The following is an 18,909-nucleotide window of genomic DNA, read 5'->3' as shown; positions in this document are numbered from 1 at the left end:
ATAAAATGAAAATCAAATTTACACTTTTAACTGCGCTGTTATTAATTACAATAACCGCCACTGCTCAATTCTCTCTAAGTGGAGAATTAAGACCAAGAACCGAATATAGAAGCGGTTTTGGAAATTTAATTGCCGATGATGCAGAACCAGGTTTTGGAATATCCACAAGAGCACGTTTAAATTTTGGATACAAAGCCGAAGGTTACGATCTTTTTGTAAGCTTACAGGATGTGATGGTTTGGGGAGAAAACAGGCAAATTTTACCAGATGATGAAAATAATTCATTTGCTGTATTTCAAGCTTGGGCAAACATTAAGTTAGGAGAAGGTTTTTCAACTAAATTAGGACGTCAAGCAATATCTTATGACGATCAAAGAATATTTGGAGGATTAGACTGGGCACAACAAGGTAGAAACCACGATGCTCTTTTATTAAAGTACAAAAAAGACAAATTTATGTTTGACCTAGGTTTAGCTTTCAATCAAGATTATGACAACCCAACTGGTTTTATTTCTTCAGGAAACACCTACAACACAACAGGGTTTTTCTCTTATAAAACAATGCAATATGCGTACTTAAAAAACAATTGGGAAGCGTTTTCTGGAAGCTTATTAGTTTTAAACAATGGTTTTCAAGAAACTGATGATGTTAGTTATTTACAAACAATTGGAACTCATTTAAATTATAAAAAAGGAAAATTTGGAGCAGCTGCTAACTTATTTTTACAAACAGGTAAAAGACAAGGTGAAGTAGATGTAAAAGGAGCTTATTTAGCTAGTTTAGATTTTACTTTAAAAGCATCTGACAAAATAACTTTAGGTGTTGGATCTGAAATAATAAGTGGAAACGATGCAGACGCTGGTGAAACTGGAGCATTCTTCCCACTATATGGAACCAACCATAAATTCAACGGATTTATGGATTATTTTTATGTAGGAAATCACGCAAACTCAATTGGATTATTTGATATCCATGCAAGTGCAAATTTTAACTTAGGAAAAAAGTCTAGCTTATTAGTAAAAGTATTAAATTTCTCTGGTGAACAAGAATTACCAAGTGGAGATAAAGCTTTAGGAACTGAAATAGATTTGGTATTCTCTAAAGCCTTTAAAGGATACGCATTAAAACTAGGCTACTCACAAATGTTTGCTTCAGACGGAATGTATGAACTAAAAGGCTTAGATGAATCTTTAGCTGCTGGAAGTCAAAATTGGGCTTGGGCAATGCTAGTAATCAAACCTAAGTTTTTATAAAAAATTCTTAATTTTAAAAGCACTATACTGAAATTATTTAATTTCGGTATAGTGCCTTTTCATTTTCTACGTATGTTTTGAAATAAAAATCACAGTCAACTTAAATTTCACCACTTTTCAACCAACCTCTTACTCCCCCTTTTCTTATTTCTACGTATATTTTAAAATTACGTATTTAAACTGTACATTTGTTAAACCTAAAAATGACACTTTGAAAGAAAATATAAACATTGTTTTAGTTGACGACCACACAATAGTAAGAGACGGTATTAAGTATTTATTAGAAGAAGATGAAAATTTAACCATTATTGGTGAAGGCTCAAATGGTTTAGAAGCCATAGAACTAGTTAAAAACTTACAACCAGATATTTTAATAATTGATGTTAGAATGCCTGAAATGAACGGAATTGAAGCCGTTAAATTAATCAACTCAACAACTGTTAAAACAAAGTCCATTGTTTTATCTATGCATGATTCTGAAGAATACATTTTAGAATCTATTGAAGCAAATGCAATGGGTTATTTATTAAAAGACGCTAGTAAAGCAGAAGTTTTAAAAGCAATTCATACTGTTTACAATGGCGAAAAATATTTTAGTGGAGATATAAGCAATATTATTGTAAACAACTTACTTAAAAAATCTACCGCTAACAAAAATAGCACTTCTTCAGAAAAGAAAATTACACCTGTACAAAACAATTTTAATTTAACAAAAAAAGAAATTGAAATTCTTCATTTAGTTCTGGCTGGTAAAACAAATAAAGAAATTTCTGAAGAATTGAACAAAAGCAAACGTACTATTGAAACGCATAGGTTTAACTTAATGAAAAAAATGAATGTTAAAAACCTAATTGAACTTTCAACCAAAGCCAAAAAAAACAACCTTGTTTAATTAAAAACACTTCAAAATTCCTTCAGCAATTAAATAAATACGTATTATATTACGTATATATACGTATTTTTTAATATCTTTGTGTTATAATAACGCTTAGAAATTTAATTGTATGTCGAAATTAAAAGCACATAAAACCATTTGTTCATATTGCGGAGTTGGATGTGGAATTCTAGTTAATCAGGATTCAAACAAAAAAATAAGCGTAGAAGGAGATCCGGATTACCCCGTAAATAAAGGAATGCTTTGCTCTAAAGGAATGAACCTTAATTATGTTGCACAAGAAACCTCAGACAGAATTTTATACCCTGAAATGAGGTGGAGCAAAAACCACCCAATGCAAAGAGTTTCTTGGGACGATGCTTTTACAAGAGCCGCTTCAGTTTTTAAAAGCATTATTGACAAACACGGTTCGGACAGTGTAGGTTTTTACGTATCTGGCCAATGCTTAACCGAAGAGTATTACTTAGTAAACAAATTAACTAAAGGTTTTTTAGGCACCAATAATATAGACACCAATTCAAGACTTTGTATGAGTTCTGCCGTGGTTGGCTACAAAAAATCATTAGGTGATGATATGGTTCCTATATCTTATGAAGACATTGAACTTGCTGATACTTTTTTTATTGCAGGTGCTAACCCTGCTTGGTGTCACCCTATTCTTTTTAGAAGATTAGAAAAGCACAAGCAAGAAAATCCAAATGTTAAAATAGTTGTTGTTGACCCTAGAAAAACTCAAACAAGTTCAATTGCAGATTTACATTTACAAATAAATCCTGGTACAGATGTTGTTTTATACAATGCCATAGCTAGACGTTTATTTGAAAAAAATAGAATTGACAAACAGTTTGTTCAAAAAAACACAATTGGTATTGAAGAATTAAAAGAGTTAGTTTATAAAACTTCATACAGAGATGCAGCAAAAATTTGCGGTGTTGATGCTAGCGACATTAAAAAAGCTGCCAATTATATTGGTAGAGCAAATGCATTTATTAATATGTGGACAATGGGCTTAAACCAAAGCGTTATTGGTGTTGATAAAAATGTTTCGCTTATAAACTTATCGTTAATTACCGGTCATATTGGAAAACCAGGTTCAGGTCCGTTCTCATTAACTGGACAACCAAATGCTATGGGAGGTCGAGAAGTTGGTGGAATGGCAAACTTATTAGCCGCACATAAAAACTTATTAAACGAACAAGACAGAAATGAAGTCGCTAACTTTTGGGGAAGTAAACCAATTTCTCCAAAACCTGGTTTAACTGCCACCGAAATGTTTGATGCATTAGATAACGGAAAACTAAAAGCAATTTGGATTATTTGTACCAACCCAGTAGTAAGCTTACCTGATGCCAAAAAAGTTGAACGAGCTTTAGAGAAAGCGAACTTTGTGGTAGTTCAAGATATTTCTCACAATTCTGAAACCACAAAATATGCTGATTTATTGTTACCTGCTGCTGGCTGGATAGAAAAAGAAGGTACAATGACAAACTCTGAAAGAAGAATTAGTTATTTACCAAAGGTAATTGATGCTCCTGGAGAGGCTTTACCTGACGCAGAAATTTTATGGAAATTCGCTCAAAAAATGAATTTTCAAGGATTTGAATACGAAAATACTAGCGAAGTTTACGATGAACATTGTGCCTTAACCAAAGGCACAAATATGGATATCTCAGGGCTATCTCACAAAAGGTTAATTGAAGAAGGTAGTTTTCAATGGCCAGTTCCTCACGAAACTCATCCTGGAACACCTCGTCTCTTTGAAGACAAAATATTTCAAACTTCAGACCAAAAAGCACATATAAACACACCTGTTAATATTCTAAATAAATCTGAAAAAACTTCAAAAGAGCTACCTCTAATTCTTACAACTGGTAGAATAAGAGATCAATGGCATACCAGAACCAAAACTGGTAAAGTAAATAGATTAACTACACACATTCCTTCTCCTCTATTAGAAATGAATGTTATTGACGCAATGGAAAGAAACATTAAAGAAGGTGACATTGTTGAAATTAAAAACAAAAGAGGCACTGTAAAAGTGAAGGTTAAATTAAACTTTGATATTAAAGAAGGTGTTGTGTTTTTACCAATGCATTGGGGAAAAATTAGAGGAAATGACTTTGGAAGAGCCAATAACTTAACCAATAATTTAATTGACCCTGTTTCTAAAGAGCCAGATTATAAATACTCTGCTGTGCAAGTTAGCAAGCACAAAAAAGAAAAAGAGAAAATTTGTGTAATTGGTGCAGGTGCAGCCGCTTATAGATTTGTTCAAACTTATAGAACATTAAATGCTGAAGATGAAATTTCAATTTTCTCTAAAGAGGAAGATCCGTTTTACAACAGAGTTTTACTACCTGAATATATTAATGAGGATTTAAGCTGGGAACAACTTCAAAAATTAAAAAAAGGAGAGGTTGAAAAACTTAAATTAAGTCTTCATACAAACGTTTCCATTACGCAAGTAAATTCTAAAGAAAAATACATAATAGACAGTAATAATATTAAACACAATTACGATACGCTTATTATGGCTACAGGAAGTAGAGCTTTTGTACCAAAAGATGGACACTTGCACTTACCTGGTAGATTTACAATGCGAACAAAACAAGACGCAGATAGTTTAAAAACCTATTTAGAAAAAACAGGTTTACCAGAAAACGAGCAACACGTTGCCATAGTTGGTGGTGGACTGCTAGGTTTAGAATTAGCAGCTTCATTAAAAAAGAAAAATATAAACATTACCATTATACAACGTGCGCCAAGGTTAATGGAACGCCAATTGGATAGAATTGCAAGTACATTATTAGCTGAAAATGTTCAAGAAAGAGGCATTCAAATATATTTTGATAATGAAGTAAGTACGGTTTTTGAAGATGAAGAAATTCCTAACAAGCTTTCGATTTCATTAAAAACAGGTAAAATTATCCAAGCAAATGCTATCGTTTATGCTATAGGAACTCGCCCAAATATTGAACTTGCCAAAGGTTGCAATATTAATTACCGAAGAGGTGTTATTGTAAATCAATATTTACAAACAAGCGACCCAAAAATATTTGCATTAGGAGAAATTGCTGAATTTGAAAACTCACTATTTGGCATAACCTCAGCAGCAGAACAACAAGCAGATATAGCCGCAAAATTTATTTTAGGAGATTTAAACAGCATATACAAAGGCTCAGTTTTAATGAATATTTTAAAATTTGAAGATTTAGATTTATGCAGTATTGGAATGGTAAATACACCCAAAAACAACCCTAGCTATGAAGAAGTAATTTTGAAAGATGTAAATCAACATTTTTATAAAAAATGCATTATTAAAAATGATTTGTTAGTCGGTGCCATTTTAATGGGAGATAAAAATGAGTTTGCAGAATTTAAACGTTTTATAGAAGAAAAAATAGAGCTTTCAGAAAAAAGAACAGAACTACTTCGAGGTAAAAATGATTCTAAACCTGTTATTGGAAAATTAATTTGCTCGTGCAGTCAGGTTGGTGAAGGTAATTTAATTGAAGAAATTAATAATGGCTGTAAAGATTTTAATGAATTATGCTCAAAATCTGGAGCTGGTTTAGGCTGTGGAAGTTGTAAACCAGAAATTAGCGAACTATTACAAAAAACAAAATAACTCAAAACTATGGAACGTAAACTACAACGAATATTTATTAAAGGTGGTGTTTTATCTCCTGGAGAGTTAAAACAAATTATTAAAATGGCCGAAGATCTTGGATATTCAACCATTAAATTTGGATCTAGACAAGATATTTTAATCCCTTATAAAGACACTAACAAAGAAATTACAGATGTATATCCAACAATTAATATTGAAAAAAACTTAGATCAGGATCGTCAAAACATTGCTTCGTCATATGTTTCAGCAGATATTTTTCCTGCAACTTCTTGGCTAAAAGGTTCTACTTATTTATATATTTTAGAACAATTTAGATTTAATCCTACCCTAAAAATTAATATTGTTGACCCTAAACAACAACTAGTTCCAATTTTTAATGGACAAGTAAATTTTATTGCTTCAGAAAATGAAGATTATTGGTATTTAAACTTAAAACTACCTAACTGGGAAGAAGTTGATTTTCCAGTTCTTGTTTATAGCTGGGACATTCCAAAAATTGCTGAAGCTATTGAAGAGTTTTATGAAGAAACTACTGATATTTCGCTACTATTCGATTTAATAAATGAAAAAATTGAAACCAATAACCGAACTATTGAGAAAAAATTAGAAATTCCATTTCATCCGTTTCCGTATTACGAAGGAATGAACAAAATGGGAGACAACGAATATTGGTTAGGTTTATATTGGCGTAACAACGAATACAATATTAACTTTTTAAAAGTTCTATGCGATTTTTGCTTAGAAAGTAGAGTAGGTAAAATTTGTATTACTCCTTGGAAGTCTTTTATTATTAAAGGAATTAACAGAAAATATAAACTTAACTTGGAAAAACTTTTAGGTAAAAATGGTATTAATGTTAGACATTCTTCTTTAGAGTTAAATTGGCATTTACCTGTTGAAAACAAAGAGGCTTTAGAACTAAAAAAATTTATTGTTCGAAATTTTGATCAAAATGATATTAGCACCTACGGTTTAAATTTTAGTGTTTCAAACATTTCAAAAAACGAAACTTATTTCACTTCAGCAGTAATTGAAAAAAACCAAGTTCCAACTATTATTAAGCAATACAAAGTTCGCCCCACTTTTAATGTGTTGTATTGTAAAAACTTCAATCCAAATACAAAGGAATATATTACCTACGCTCAAGATGTAGATAAAATGGAATTACCTGGTTTACTTATGGAATTAAGTAAATTGTATTTTGAAAAACTTGGAGAAAATGACAATTCAGATGAAAATATGGACATTGATGAAAAGCTAGAAAAAGAAGTCTATCAATGTTCGGAATGCTTAACTGTTTATGATGAAGATTATGGAGATAAAGCTTCCAATATAGAACCAGGAACCTTGTTTAGTGATTTACCAGATAATTATTGCTGCTCTGTTTGCGAAGCAAGTAAAGAAACTTATAAGCTTGTGAAAATTTAGAAACTTTATATTAAAAATTACTTTTTCTCAATAATTCCTTTAGTTAAATCATTTAAAGTATCAACTTTTTCTTGAAAATTACCTTTAATTGTTTTTCTAAAAGCGTTTAAATTATTTGCCAAATCATCAATATTATCTGGAATAACTTCTTCAAAAAATTGACGTAAACGTTTTGCTAACGTTGGCGATTTTCCGTTTGTTGAAATAGCTATTTTAATGTTTCCTTTAGTAACAATTCCACCTAAATAAAAATCGCACAACTTTGGTGTATCGGCAACATTAATTAAAATATTTTCAGATTTAGCATCCAAATAAATTTGCTTATTTACTTGCTCATTATTAGTTGCTGCAATAACAATTTGCTTATTCTTTAGTGCAGATTTACTATATGCTGCAGTTACTGTTGAAACATTAAACTCTTCAGTTAATTCAATTAATTTTTCATCAAAATCTTTTGAAACCACTAAAACCTGAGCATTAGGACTAGATTTTAACAAAAAAGTTAATTTTTCTAATGCTACATTTCCTCCACCAATAATTAATACGTTTAGTTGAGATACTTTTAAAAATATTGGGTACAACTCATTTTGACTCATGACACTCATTTTATTTTAGGCTGTAAAATTAGTAATAAAATATACTTTACCTACTTTGTTAGTTCAGAATGAACATTTTGATAAAAAGAGTGAAATTTCGAACTTTCTTTAACAACTTCACCAATAACTATAATTGCAGGAGAAGATAATTGCTTTTGCTCAACTACTTCTTCAATTGTATTTATAGTTCCTAACCCTAGCTTTTCGTTTACCGTAGTTCCATTCTGAATAATTGCAGTAGGAACTTCAGCTTTATTGTATTTTTTAAATATTTCAACTATTTCACTAAGCTTACTCATTCCCATTAAAATAACAATAGTTGCCGTAGATTGAGCTGCTAAATAAACATCGTTAGATAATTTTCTTTCTGAAGTTGTTCCAGTAATTACCCAAAAACTTTCTGAAACACCACGTTTTGTTAACGAAATTCCTTGACTTGCAGGAACTGCCATAGATGATGATATACCTGAAATAACTTCAGTTTCAATACCAAAAGATTCTATATAATCAACCTCTTCAGATCCTCGTCCAAACACAAAAGGATCACCTCCTTTTAAACGAACAGCATCTCCAAATTCAAAAGCATTTTTTACAATAAGTTCATTAATCTCATCTTGAGAATACCTATGATAACCTTTACGTTTGCCAACAAATATTTTTTTTGCATCTGGAGCGTACTCCAACAATTCTCTATTTATTAACGCGTCATACAAAATAACTTTTGCCTTTTGAAGTGCCTTAACACCTTTAACCGTAATCAAATCCGGGTCACCAGGACCCGCACCGATTAACGTTACTTTAGATTTTTTTTTAAGCTTCATCTGATACAATATTTGCTCTATAAGCATCTACTTTTTTATAAAAAGATTGTGCATCAATTAAATAGCTTTCTGCAAACTCTTTAGTTGGCTCATTCTTTTGTATTTGGAAAATAAATTCTGAAAAAGGAACATCCAATTCTATTTTTGAAGCAAATTCTTCTTCAAATTGAGAAATTATTCCGGCGTGTGTATTCGTCTTTTTTCCTTCTGAAATTAACAATGCCTTTGCCGTATTTACAATACTTAAATAAGCATAATAAATACTATCTGCATATTGCTCTTTTTTTAATGATTCCGAAGCATTTTCTAATTTCTCTTCACTTTCAAATAACAATGTTGCAATTAAATCGATAACTACACCAGCACATTCTCCTACTCCAACAGCTTTTACATACGCTTCATCAGCTCCCCAATCAACAAAATCACTTTGCTCTAAATTGGTTGTATCTGCTAATGGTTTTAATAATGTATAAAAATAACGCTCACCTTGACGATCGTAATAATTTAAGAATGACTCTCCAACTTTTACATTAGATTGGTAATCATTTAAAATTTCACGCAATGCTTGCGGTCCTCTTTTACTAGGTATTTTTAACACCTTATCTGCAATTCTTCCTGCTCCATCACCTAAAACACTTCCACCTAACAACACTTGCAATGCAGGTGCCACTAAGTTTCCAGATTTAATTGACATACCTTGAAACCCAATATGAGCCATTGTATGTTGCCCACAAGAGTTCATACAACCACTAATTTTTATAGTAATTTCTTTATTGTTTGCGTACTGAGGATATTCCGTTTTTAATACTCTCTCTAACTCTGCAGAAACCCCAGTACTACTTGCAATACCTAAATTACAAGTATCTGTTCCTGGACAAGATGTAATATCTAACGTACTTTCGTAACCTACATCAACAAAACCAAGTTTTTGCAATTCAACATAGAAAAATGGCAATAATTCATTTTTTACATGACGAATTAAAATATTTTGACGTAACGATAAACGAATTTCATTACCTGCATATTTTTTAATTAAATCTGCTAAAATTCTAGCCTCTTTAGTATAAAAATCACCTAAATGAACTTTCACACCAATAGCACTTAAACCTTCTTGCTTTTGTTCAATTACATTAATTGCTTTCCAAGTTTCAAAAGCTTGCTGATCTTTAATTTCTACAGAAGGAATTTCTACATGAGAAACATCTACATCTTTATCAAAACCTGCCGTATCGATTGGGAATGTTTTAACAGATAATGCTTTTTGCTCATCTTCAACCAACTTTACAAAAGCTTCAAAACCAATATCTTTAATTAAAAATTTTAACCTTGCTTTTGCTCTTTTAGAACGCTCACCAAACCTGTCAAACACTCGTAAAACAGCCTCAGTAACTGGTATAATTTTATCAGTTTCAATAAATTCAAATAATGTATCGGCTAATCTAGCTTGAGAACCTAATCCACCTGCAACCATTATTTTAAAACCTCTAACTCCATTTTTAGTTTTAGCAATAAAACCTAAATCGTGCATAAAGCTTAATGCAGTATCTTTATCTGTTCCAGAGAATGAAATTTTAAACTTTCGTCCTAATTCCTGACAAATTGGGTTACGCAAAAAGAATTCGAATGTAGCGTGTGCATAAGGCGAAACATCAAAAGGTTCATCTTTATCGATACCTGCAGTTTCACTTGCCGTTACATTTCTAACAGCATTACCACAAGCTTCACGCAAGGTAATATCATCTTTTTCTAATTCAGCCCAAAGTTCAGGTGTTCTATCTAAACTTACATGGTGAATTTGAATATCTTGTCGTGTAGTAATGTGTAATCTTCCTCTAGAATATTCATCAGAAACATTGGCAATTCTATGCAATTGTTCGCTAGTTAATTTACCATAAGGCAATTTAATACGAATCATTTGTACACCAAACTGACGTTGTCCGTAAACACCTCTTGCAAGACGTAAACTTCTAAAACGTTCTTCGTCAATTTCACCTTTATAAAACTGTTGAATCTTTCTTTCTAAGTCAATAATATCCTTCTCGACGATCGGATTTTCGATCTCGCTTCTAAAGCTTTGCATTCTATTTGATTTTTTAGTTAGTAGTAATAGATTCCCTAGTTTATAAGGAATTATGAGCTTTACTTAATTTATATGTAATTGATTTTCTTCTCTTTATCTATTCAATAAACCCTACACCCGAGGTGCTGTTACTTTGTGGATCTATTAAAATAAATGCTCCATTTGTTCTGTGCTCTTTAAAAGCATCAAAAAATATTGGTTTATTTAATTGAAATGAAACTGATGCAATATCATTCATTTTTAATCCTTCTACATCAGTTTCAATTCCTGAATAATCTGGATTAATTTTATTATTTATTGCACTTACTTTTGCCAACACTTTATTTACACCGTGTTGTAAAACGTATTTAGATCCTGGTACTAATTGTTTAGCATCCATCCAAGAAATTGTAGCTGTTAGCCTTTTTTCAACTTTTGGCAATTCATCAGCTTTCACAATCATATCTCCTCTACTTACATTTACATCATTCTCTAATGTTAATGTAACTGAAGATCTACGTGCTGCAGTTTCATATTGTTTATCGTAAAAATAAATTTCTTTTACTTTTGTTTTTGTTTCTGAAGGTAATACAACAACCTCATCGCCAACACTAATAGAACCTCCATAAACTTTACCAGCATACCCTCTGTAATCGTGATATTCTTCAGTTTTTGGTCTAATTACATATTGAACAGGAAAACGAGCTTTACCTCTATTATAAACATCTGCTGTATCAATTTTTTCTAAATGCTCTAATAATGTATCTCCACTATACCAAGACATTACATCTGATTTTTCAACTACATTATCTCCTTTTAAAGCACTTACAGGAATAAACGTAATACTTTGATCTTCATAATCACTTTTTTCAACTAATTGTTGAAACTCAGCTTTAATTTCATTGTATCTTTCTTCAGAAAAATCAACTAAATCCATTTTATTTACTGCAACTATTACATCTTTTACACGCAATAAATTATTGATAAAAAAGTGACGGTAAGTTTGTTCAATTACTCCGTGACGTGCATCAATTAAAATAATTGCTACTTGCGATGTTGAAGCACCTGTAACCATGTTACGTGTATATTCTACGTGACCTGGAGTATCTGCTATAATATAACTTTTTGTAGCTGTTGAAAAATATATATGTGCTACATCAATTGTAATACCTTGCTCTCTTTCTGCAACTAAACCATCAGTAGCTAAAGAAAAATCTAAATAATCGTATCCTTTTTGCTTACTGCTACGTTCTATTGCTTCTAATTTATCTGAAGTTAATGATTTTGTATCATACAATAATCTTCCAATTAAAGTACTTTTTCCATCATCTACACTTCCTGCTGTTGCTATTTTTAAAACTTCCATTTTTTGCTTTTGGTTGTTAGTTGCTAGTGTTAGGTTATTTGATTTCGACTCCGCTCAATCACCTTTTCAATTAACAACTCCTTTTAAACTTTCTACTTTAAAACTTTTTAACTTTATAAACTTCCGGCTTAAAAGTACCCTTGTTGTTTACGTTCTTCCATTGCTGCTTCAGATCTTTTATCATCAATTCTAGCTCCACGTTCTGAAATACTAGAATCTCTAATTTCTGAAACAACTTTACTAATTGTAGTTGCATAAGAATCTACAGCTGCTGTACAACTCATATCTCCTACTGTTCTAAAACGAACCATACGTTCTTCTACAACCTCATCATCATCTCTATACACATGTTCCGAAGCAGACCAAATAAGTCCATCTCTTAAAAACACTTCACGTTTATGAGCAAAATAAATAGATGGAATTTCTAAATTTTCACGTTCTATATAAGTCCAAACATCTAATTCTGTCCAGTTAGAAATTGGAAAAACACGTACATTTTGTCCAAAATCAATTTCACCATTTAACATATCGAATAACTCAGGACGCTGATTTCTTTCATCCCATTGACCAAAATCATCTCTTACAGAGAAAATACGTTCTTTAGCTCTTGCTTTTTCTTCATCTCTTCTTGCACCACCTATACACGCGTCAAACTTAAACTCTTCAATAGCATCTAACAAAGTAGTTGTTTGCAGCATATTTCTACTTGAATATCTACCAGTTTCTTCTTTTACTTTACCTTGGTCTATTGAATCTTGCACGTTACGTACAATTAATTCCAACCCTAATTCTTCAACTAGCCTATCTCTAAATTCAATTGTTTCAGGAAAGTTATGACCTGTGTCAATATGCATTAATGGAAAAGGAATTTTTGCAGGGTGAAATGCTTTTTGAGCTAACCTCACCAATGTAATCGAGTCTTTTCCACCAGAAAATAATAATACTGGCTTTTCAAATTGAGCAGCAACCTCTCTAAAAATATAAATTGCTTCGTTCTCAAGTGCGTTTATTTGAACTGTTTCTGTCATCTTTCTTTTTTTATGAATGCAATCCACATTCTCTATTCGACAATACCTTTGTTGGGTCGAAATATTTAAATTCGTTTGGTAAATTATTTTCTTCTAAATAAGCATCTAATTGCTCATCAGTCCAATTATAAAAAGGACTCACTTTTAAAACACCATCTTTACTTAATGATACTACACTAATACTATCTCTAAAAGCTGTTTGTCCCTTACGTAAATTTGTAAACCAAACATCTGGTTTATGCTCACTCATTGCTCTGTTAAAAGGCTCTAACTTTACTTGCTCTGTAAACAATTTATGTAAAGGATCTTCAATTTGAGGAATACCAATAGTAGCATCTCTATGAGAAGATGTTTGTTGCGGTACATACAAATGAACATTTAATTGCAATGTGTTTATTAACTCATTTGCATGCTTATAGGTTTGTGGTGTATTATAACCTGTATCGCACCAAATTACTTTTAAATTATCATCAACCTGTGTACAAGCATGTAAAATTGCAACTTCATAAGGTCTAAAATTTGTTGTAACTAAAGGTGCTTTGGCTACACTAATAGCCCAAGTAATAATTTCTTGTGGCGACTTACCTTGTAAATCTTTATTTATTTGTTCTATATCTAAATTTTCCATTATTTCCTCCATTTAATAAGGTTCCAAATACGTTCGTGACCATAATAAAGAAGCATCTTAGTAACTACTTCAATAGAGCCTATTGAAATTGCCATTGTTAACTCTCCTGTTATAAAATAAGAGATAATCATGGTGTCCAAAGTCCCTATTATCCTCCAACTAATAGCCTTTACAGCACTACGAATCGGTTTCTCTGAAGTTTTTGCAGACTTTGCACTAACTTCATCCTTACTTTTATTCGGAATAAGTATTTGATCTAATATCATTATTTACAGTTTAAACTATACTTTTTAACGCTGCAAACATACATTTAATTTATTACCCTACCAAATTGGTAGACTTTAAAATTATAAAAAGTCATTTTTTTAACATTTCCTTAAAAAAACCTATAAAAAATTAATTATTTAATGCCTGATTTATGTCTGAAATAATGTCTGATATATTCTCTAAACCTACAGAAATACGCACTAAACCAGGAGTAATTCCAACATTTAAACGCTCTTCTTCACTTAGTTTACTATGCGTTGTAGATGCCGGATGCGTAACAATTGATCTCGTATCACCAAGGTTTGCAGATAGCGAACACATTTTAATCGCATTCAAAAATTTCCTCCCCGACTCTATACCGCCTTTTACTTCAATGGCAATAATATTACCTCCCAATTTCATTTGCTTTTTAGCAATTTTATATTGAGGGTGAGATTTTAAGAATGGATATTTTACTTTTGAAACTTGCTCGTGCCCTTCTAAAAACTCAGCTAGATTTAATGCATTTTCACAATGCCTATCTACTCTAACTGCTAAAGTTTCTAAACTTTTACTCAACACCCAAGCATTGAAAGGCGACAACGCCGGACCAGTATTACGCGAAAACAAATAAATTTCACGAATCAATTCTGTATTCCCAACTACAACTCCGCCTAACACACGACCTTGACCATCCATTAATTTGGTTGCAGAATGTACTACCAAATCCGCCCCATATTTTATTGGTTGTTGAATATAAGGTGTTGCAAAACAGTTATCTATAATTAATAATAAATTATGCTTTTTTGCAATCTTACCTAACAATTCTAAATCTAAAATATCTACACCTGGATTTGTTGGAGTTTCTGCATATAATATTTTTGTTGAAGGCGTAATAAAACTCTCTATTTCTTCTGGTTTATTTATATCGAAATATGAAGTAGTAATATTCCATTTTGGAAAATACTTTGTAAACAACGAATGCGTTGATCCAAAAACCGAACGAGCCGAAACAATATGATCCCCACTTTCTAACAAAGCAGCAAAAGTTGAATAAATTGCCGCCATACCAGTAGCAAAAGCAAAACCATCTTCCGCTCCTTCCATAGCTACAACTTTCTGTAAAAACTCTGTAGTATTTGGGTTGCTATATCGAGAATATATGGTTCTAATTTTTTCTTCCGTAAATGAAGCTCTCATATCCTCAGCATCGTCAAACACAAAACTAGATGTTACATACATTGGTGTAGAATGCTCTTGAAATTGAGAACGCTCTAACTGGTTCCTAATTGCATCTGTTTCAAAATTATAATCGCACATTTTTCAATTCTTAATTACTAATTTGTATTATTTGGGCGTTCCCTTTTAGGTCGCGCTATCCGTTATATCTTTTTTTACGTTACTCTTCAAAAAAGGATGTCACTCCTATCGCTAACGCAATTTTGGCTTTTCGCTTTTTCACTTCGACTCAGCTCGTTGCCCCTAAATTTAATTTTTATCTGCTAAACGTAAAATATCACCAAACACACCACGTGCAGTTACTGCCGCTCCTGCTCCAGCTCCTTGAATTACAATTGGTTTTTCTCCGTAAGACTCTGTAAATATTTCAAAAATTGCATCTGCACCTTGTATTTGTCCTAACGCACTTGATTTTGGAACTGAAACTAATTTTACTTCTAAAACACCCTTGTCTTGTTGTAAATCACCAGATAAATCACCTATATAACGTAACACGTGATCTTCTTTTTGATTGTCTTTTACTTGTTTAAAGTGTGCATTCATTTCTTCTAACTTACCTAAAAACTCTTCCGCAGAACCTTCACGTAAATCTTCTGGAATTAAATTTTCAATTTGAACATCTTCAAATTCATTTTGTAAATCTAACTCACGAGCTAAAATCAATAATTTTCTTCCTACATCATTTCCACATAAATCTTCACGCGGATCTGGTTCTGTATATCCATTTTCAATAGCTTCACTTAAAACTTCACTAAATGGTCTATCTTGAACCGAAAAATTATTAAATAAGTAACTTAATGAACCTGAGAATACACCTCTAATTCCTGTAATATTTTCTCCTGAATCGTGCAATACTTTAATAGTATCAATTAAAGGCAAGCCTGCACCAACGTTAGTTTCATACAAGTATGATTTTCTATGCGCTGCTAATTTTTCACGCAACTCTTTATAAAAATCATAACTTAAGGTATTACCCACTTTATTTGATGAAATTAAATCAAAACCGTTTTCAACTAACTCAATATAATTTTGTACAAATTGAGCACTTGCAGTATTATCAATTGCTATTAAATTTTCTAAATGGTTTTTATCCGCATACTCAATAACATCTTTTACTGTATAATTTTCAAAGCCTTTAGCATTTAAATCATTCTCCCAACTAGAAGAAACTCCATTTTTATTCAACAATACTTTTTTGGAATTACCAACAGCAAAAACATTTAGTTGAATGTTTTTACGTTTTAAAATATTCTGCTCACTCTTTAAAATTTGCTCAATTAGCGTTCCTCCAACTAAACCTTTTCCAAAAACAGCAATATTTATATTTTTTGATACTCCAAAAATTTCACCGTGAACAACATTTACCGCCTTATTAAGTTCTGTTTGTTTCACAACCAAACAAACATTTTCTCCTGTAACCGTATTATTAATCAATACAGGTGTAATGTTATTTTTAATTAAAGCACTATATGGTTGATGGAATGTATTTAATGTTTGTCCAATAATTGAAATAACCGATACATTTTCAGTTACATAAACCTTGCTAACATCTTTACTTTGAAAATCGCTTTTAAACTCATTTTCTAACACATGCTTAGCTTTGTAACCATTTTTAGCATCCACAATAAAACCGATTCCTCTTTCTGAAGAACCTTGAGAAATAATACTAACGCTAATATTTTCTTTTCCTAAAGCTGTAAAAATTCTACCATCAACACCAACTTTACCTAATAAACCTCTACCAACTAAATTAACAAGTGCAACATCTTCTTGAACCGATAAAGATTTAATTCCTCCACCTTGAGTTTCTGGTCCAATTAAAGTTCCTTCATTCTCATTATCAAAAGTATTTAAAATTCTTAGTGGAATATTCTTCTGAATTAACGGAATAACTGTTTTGGCGTGCAAAATATTAGCTCCAAAATTTGCCATTTCATTAGCTTCTTGATACGACAAACGTTCAATTTTTTTAGCTTTTTCGACCAAATCTGGATTTGCAGTATAAATTCCGTTTACGTGTGTGTAGTTTTGAAACTCAGAAGCATTTAAAAAATTAGCAATTAATGCTGCTGAATAATTACTTCCATTTCTACCCAACGTAGTTGTTTCTCCTTTTAAGTTTGAAGCGATAAACCCAGTAATTACTTGAATTTCATCAGTGTCTTGTTTAGAAAAATGAGCAACAACATTATCTTCAGATACACTTTCAAAAGGTTGTGCTTTTCCAAATGCATCATTGGTTTTAATTAGCTGCCTAGAATCAACAAAGTTTGCTTTTAATCCTTTTTTCTTAAGCAAATCCGCAATTACTTTGGCTGATAAAATCTCACCTTGCGCTAATATTTGATCTTTTACTTTTGCACTATAATCTCCTAATAAATTTACTCCTTTAAAAATTTCATCTAAAAGCTTAAACTCTTCAGCAACATTAAAAGATGGATCATTTTTTAGTTGATATTCTTTTAATTCTTGCAATTCTTCTAAATAAGGTAAATTGTTTTTTGCCTTTTCTAAAATAGACTCTAATTGATCCGTAGTTTTTCCTCTAGCTGAAACAACTAAGGCAATTTGCTCTCCATTTTCTACTTTTTTAGCTACTATATTTATAGTACTTTCTAAACCTTTGCCATTAGCTAAAGATTTTCCTCCAAACTTTACTACTTTCATCTTATTACTTTTAGAACTTTGATTAAAAATTGGCTCTATTATTTTACCTAATTGTTTGTATTCTATTAAAAATGCATCGTGCCCATGTACCGAATTTATTTCGTTATATGTAACACTCGGGTTGGTTAATGCTAATTGTTTATGCGTTTCTTTATTCTCTTCAGCTGTAAAAAACAAATCTGAATCTACCCCAATTATATGAATATTGGCTTTTATACTATCTAACACATTTTCGCTTCTACCTTTGGTAACATCAATTGTTTTTAACAACTGATTCATTAATCTATAGGCTGATAGTTGAAAACGCTCTTGTAATTTTTCTCCGTGATGCAACAACCAACTTTCTACATTAAATATTTTAAGCTCCTCATTTTTTGAACGTTGAAACCTTTCTTTAAATGATTCTGGTGTTCTGTAGCACAACATTGCGTGCATACGCGCATCGTGCACTGGATTGCTAGAATTTGATAAAAACTGCTCTTGAATTTGACAGTTAGCAATTAACCAATCTGTTGATTTCCAGTCAGTAGCTATAGTAATTAAATGTTTAGTAACTACAGGATTAATTACAGCCATTTCCCAAGCAATTCCACCACCTAACGAACCTCCAACTAAAGCAAATAATTGTTCAATTTTAAGTAATTTTAAACCTAACAGAAAAATATTAGCAATGTCACGCGCTTCAAAATCTTTATAGTTTTTAATTTCAAAACCATCAAAACCATTACCAGGAATGTTAAATGAAATAACGGTATATGTATTGGTGTCAATAATTTTATTTTCTCCAACTAAATCGCTCCACCAACCATCTTTACCTGCAACATTACTATTGCCAGTTAATGCGTGGTTTACTAAAACAATTGGAGCTGAATGTAACGCTCGCCCAAATTGTTGATACGATAATTTTAATTCAGGATAAATATCACCCTTTTCTGATTTAAAATTAGTTACCGATATGTGTTTTAAATTACTCATTAATAATTATATCTACTATTATATTTTAGTTGATTATTAATTATTGTTAAGAAAAAAATGCAGAAAATTACAGTTGT

At 31.4% G+C, this 18,909-nt stretch carries 13 protein-coding genes; 4 read left to right on the top strand and 9 right to left on the bottom strand.

Annotated features, from left to right (window positions below; genetic code table 11):
* The first annotated feature begins 5 nt into the window (after positions 1 to 5).
* The 4 genes from BLU40_RS03575 to BLU40_RS03560 all read left to right on the top strand — a co-directional run bounded on the left by BLU40_RS03575 (position 6) and on the right by BLU40_RS03560 (position 7,207).
* Positions 6 to 1,253: an alginate export family protein gene (locus BLU40_RS03575; protein ID WP_090119805.1), complete on the top strand. Its 1,248-nt coding sequence runs from the start codon at positions 6 to 8 to the stop codon at positions 1,251 to 1,253.
* A gap of 211 nt (positions 1,254 to 1,464) precedes the next feature.
* Positions 1,465 to 2,145, top strand: a complete 681-nt coding sequence (locus BLU40_RS03570) for a response regulator transcription factor (protein ID WP_090119802.1) — start codon at positions 1,465 to 1,467, stop codon at positions 2,143 to 2,145.
* Between the two features lie 112 nt (positions 2,146 to 2,257).
* Positions 2,258 to 5,776, top strand: a complete 3,519-nt coding sequence (locus BLU40_RS03565; protein WP_090119800.1) for a nitrate reductase — start codon at positions 2,258 to 2,260, stop codon at positions 5,774 to 5,776.
* A 9-nt stretch (positions 5,777 to 5,785) separates the two neighbouring features.
* A complete protein-coding gene (locus BLU40_RS03560) occupies positions 5,786 to 7,207 on the top strand; it encodes a rubredoxin domain-containing protein (protein ID WP_090119798.1) in 1,422 nt (473 codons plus the stop codon).
* Between the two features lie 17 nt (positions 7,208 to 7,224).
* On the opposite strand, the gene BLU40_RS03555 is transcribed toward BLU40_RS03560, so the two are convergent.
* The 9 genes from BLU40_RS03555 to thrA form a co-directional block, all read right to left on the bottom strand.
* Positions 7,225 to 7,803, bottom strand: coding sequence for a precorrin-2 dehydrogenase/sirohydrochlorin ferrochelatase family protein (locus BLU40_RS03555; RefSeq protein ID WP_090119796.1), 579 nt, complete (start codon positions 7,801 to 7,803; stop codon positions 7,225 to 7,227).
* Positions 7,804 to 7,853: 50 nt separating this feature from the next.
* A complete protein-coding gene (gene cobA / locus BLU40_RS03550) occupies positions 7,854 to 8,624 on the bottom strand; it encodes a uroporphyrinogen-III C-methyltransferase (protein WP_090119793.1) in 771 nt (256 codons plus the stop codon).
* On the bottom strand, positions 8,614 to 10,704 hold the full coding sequence (locus BLU40_RS03545) for a HEPN domain-containing protein (protein WP_090119790.1): 2,091 nt from the start codon (positions 10,702 to 10,704) through the stop codon (positions 8,614 to 8,616). The genes cobA and BLU40_RS03545 overlap by 11 nt, the downstream gene beginning before the upstream one ends.
* A gap of 97 nt (positions 10,705 to 10,801) precedes the next feature.
* On the bottom strand, positions 10,802 to 12,049 hold the full coding sequence (locus tag BLU40_RS03540; RefSeq protein WP_090119788.1) for a sulfate adenylyltransferase subunit 1: 1,248 nt from the start codon (positions 12,047 to 12,049) through the stop codon (positions 10,802 to 10,804).
* A 128-nt stretch (positions 12,050 to 12,177) separates the two neighbouring features.
* On the bottom strand, positions 12,178 to 13,077 hold the full coding sequence (gene cysD, locus BLU40_RS03535; RefSeq protein ID WP_090119786.1) for a sulfate adenylyltransferase subunit CysD: 900 nt from the start codon (positions 13,075 to 13,077) through the stop codon (positions 12,178 to 12,180).
* Between the two features lie 10 nt (positions 13,078 to 13,087).
* Positions 13,088 to 13,705: a phosphoadenosine phosphosulfate reductase domain-containing protein gene (locus BLU40_RS03530; protein WP_245729889.1), complete on the bottom strand. Its 618-nt coding sequence runs from the start codon at positions 13,703 to 13,705 to the stop codon at positions 13,088 to 13,090.
* On the bottom strand, positions 13,705 to 13,971 hold the full coding sequence (locus BLU40_RS03525; RefSeq protein ID WP_090119782.1) for a DUF2061 domain-containing protein: 267 nt from the start codon (positions 13,969 to 13,971) through the stop codon (positions 13,705 to 13,707). Before BLU40_RS03525 ends, BLU40_RS03530 begins: the two co-directional genes overlap by 1 nt.
* Before the next feature lie 130 nt (positions 13,972 to 14,101).
* On the bottom strand, positions 14,102 to 15,271 hold the full coding sequence (locus BLU40_RS03520; protein ID WP_090119780.1) for a trans-sulfuration enzyme family protein: 1,170 nt from the start codon (positions 15,269 to 15,271) through the stop codon (positions 14,102 to 14,104).
* Positions 15,272 to 15,439: 168 nt separating this feature from the next.
* Entirely contained in the window at positions 15,440 to 18,832 is a 3,393-nt protein-coding gene (thrA, locus tag BLU40_RS03515) for a bifunctional aspartate kinase/homoserine dehydrogenase I (RefSeq protein WP_090119777.1), read from the bottom strand.
* Positions 18,833 to 18,909 lie beyond the last annotated feature (77 nt).

Origin of the sequence: Lutibacter oricola (genome assembly GCF_900106565.1) — a bacterium.
In the GTDB taxonomy this organism is placed as follows: Bacteria; Bacteroidota; Bacteroidia; order Flavobacteriales; family Flavobacteriaceae; genus Lutibacter; species Lutibacter oricola.
The sequence above is the reverse complement of the archived record's forward strand: the minus strand, read 5'-3'. Positions and strand labels throughout refer to the sequence as shown.

Bases quoted from the DNA above. Each gene is read 5' to 3' on its own strand.
- BLU40_RS03575 (WP_090119805.1), top strand. From the start codon at position 6: ATGAAAATCAAATTTACACTTTTAACTGCGCTGTTATTAATTACAATA.
- BLU40_RS03565 (WP_090119800.1), top strand. From the start codon at position 2,258: ATGTCGAAATTAAAAGCACATAAAACCATTTGTTCATATTGCGGAGTT.
- BLU40_RS03560 (WP_090119798.1), top strand. From the start codon at position 5,786: ATGGAACGTAAACTACAACGAATATTTATTAAAGGTGGTGTTTTATCT.
- BLU40_RS03555 (WP_090119796.1), bottom strand. From the start codon at position 7,803: ATGAGTCAAAATGAGTTGTACCCAATATTTTTAAAAGTATCTCAACTA.
- cobA (WP_090119793.1), bottom strand. From the start codon at position 8,624: ATGAAGCTTAAAAAAAAATCTAAAGTAACGTTAATCGGTGCGGGTCCT.
- BLU40_RS03545 (WP_090119790.1), bottom strand. From the start codon at position 10,704: ATGCAAAGCTTTAGAAGCGAGATCGAAAATCCGATCGTCGAGAAGGAT.
- BLU40_RS03540 (WP_090119788.1), bottom strand. From the start codon at position 12,049: ATGGAAGTTTTAAAAATAGCAACAGCAGGAAGTGTAGATGATGGAAAA.
- cysD (WP_090119786.1), bottom strand. From the start codon at position 13,077: ATGACAGAAACAGTTCAAATAAACGCACTTGAGAACGAAGCAATTTAT.
- BLU40_RS03530 (WP_245729889.1), bottom strand. From the start codon at position 13,705: ATGGAAAATTTAGATATAGAACAAATAAATAAAGATTTACAAGGTAAG.
- BLU40_RS03525 (WP_090119782.1), bottom strand. From the start codon at position 13,971: ATGATATTAGATCAAATACTTATTCCGAATAAAAGTAAGGATGAAGTT.
- BLU40_RS03520 (WP_090119780.1), bottom strand. From the start codon at position 15,271: ATGTGCGATTATAATTTTGAAACAGATGCAATTAGGAACCAGTTAGAG.
- thrA (WP_090119777.1), bottom strand. From the start codon at position 18,832: ATGAGTAATTTAAAACACATATCGGTAACTAATTTTAAATCAGAAAAG.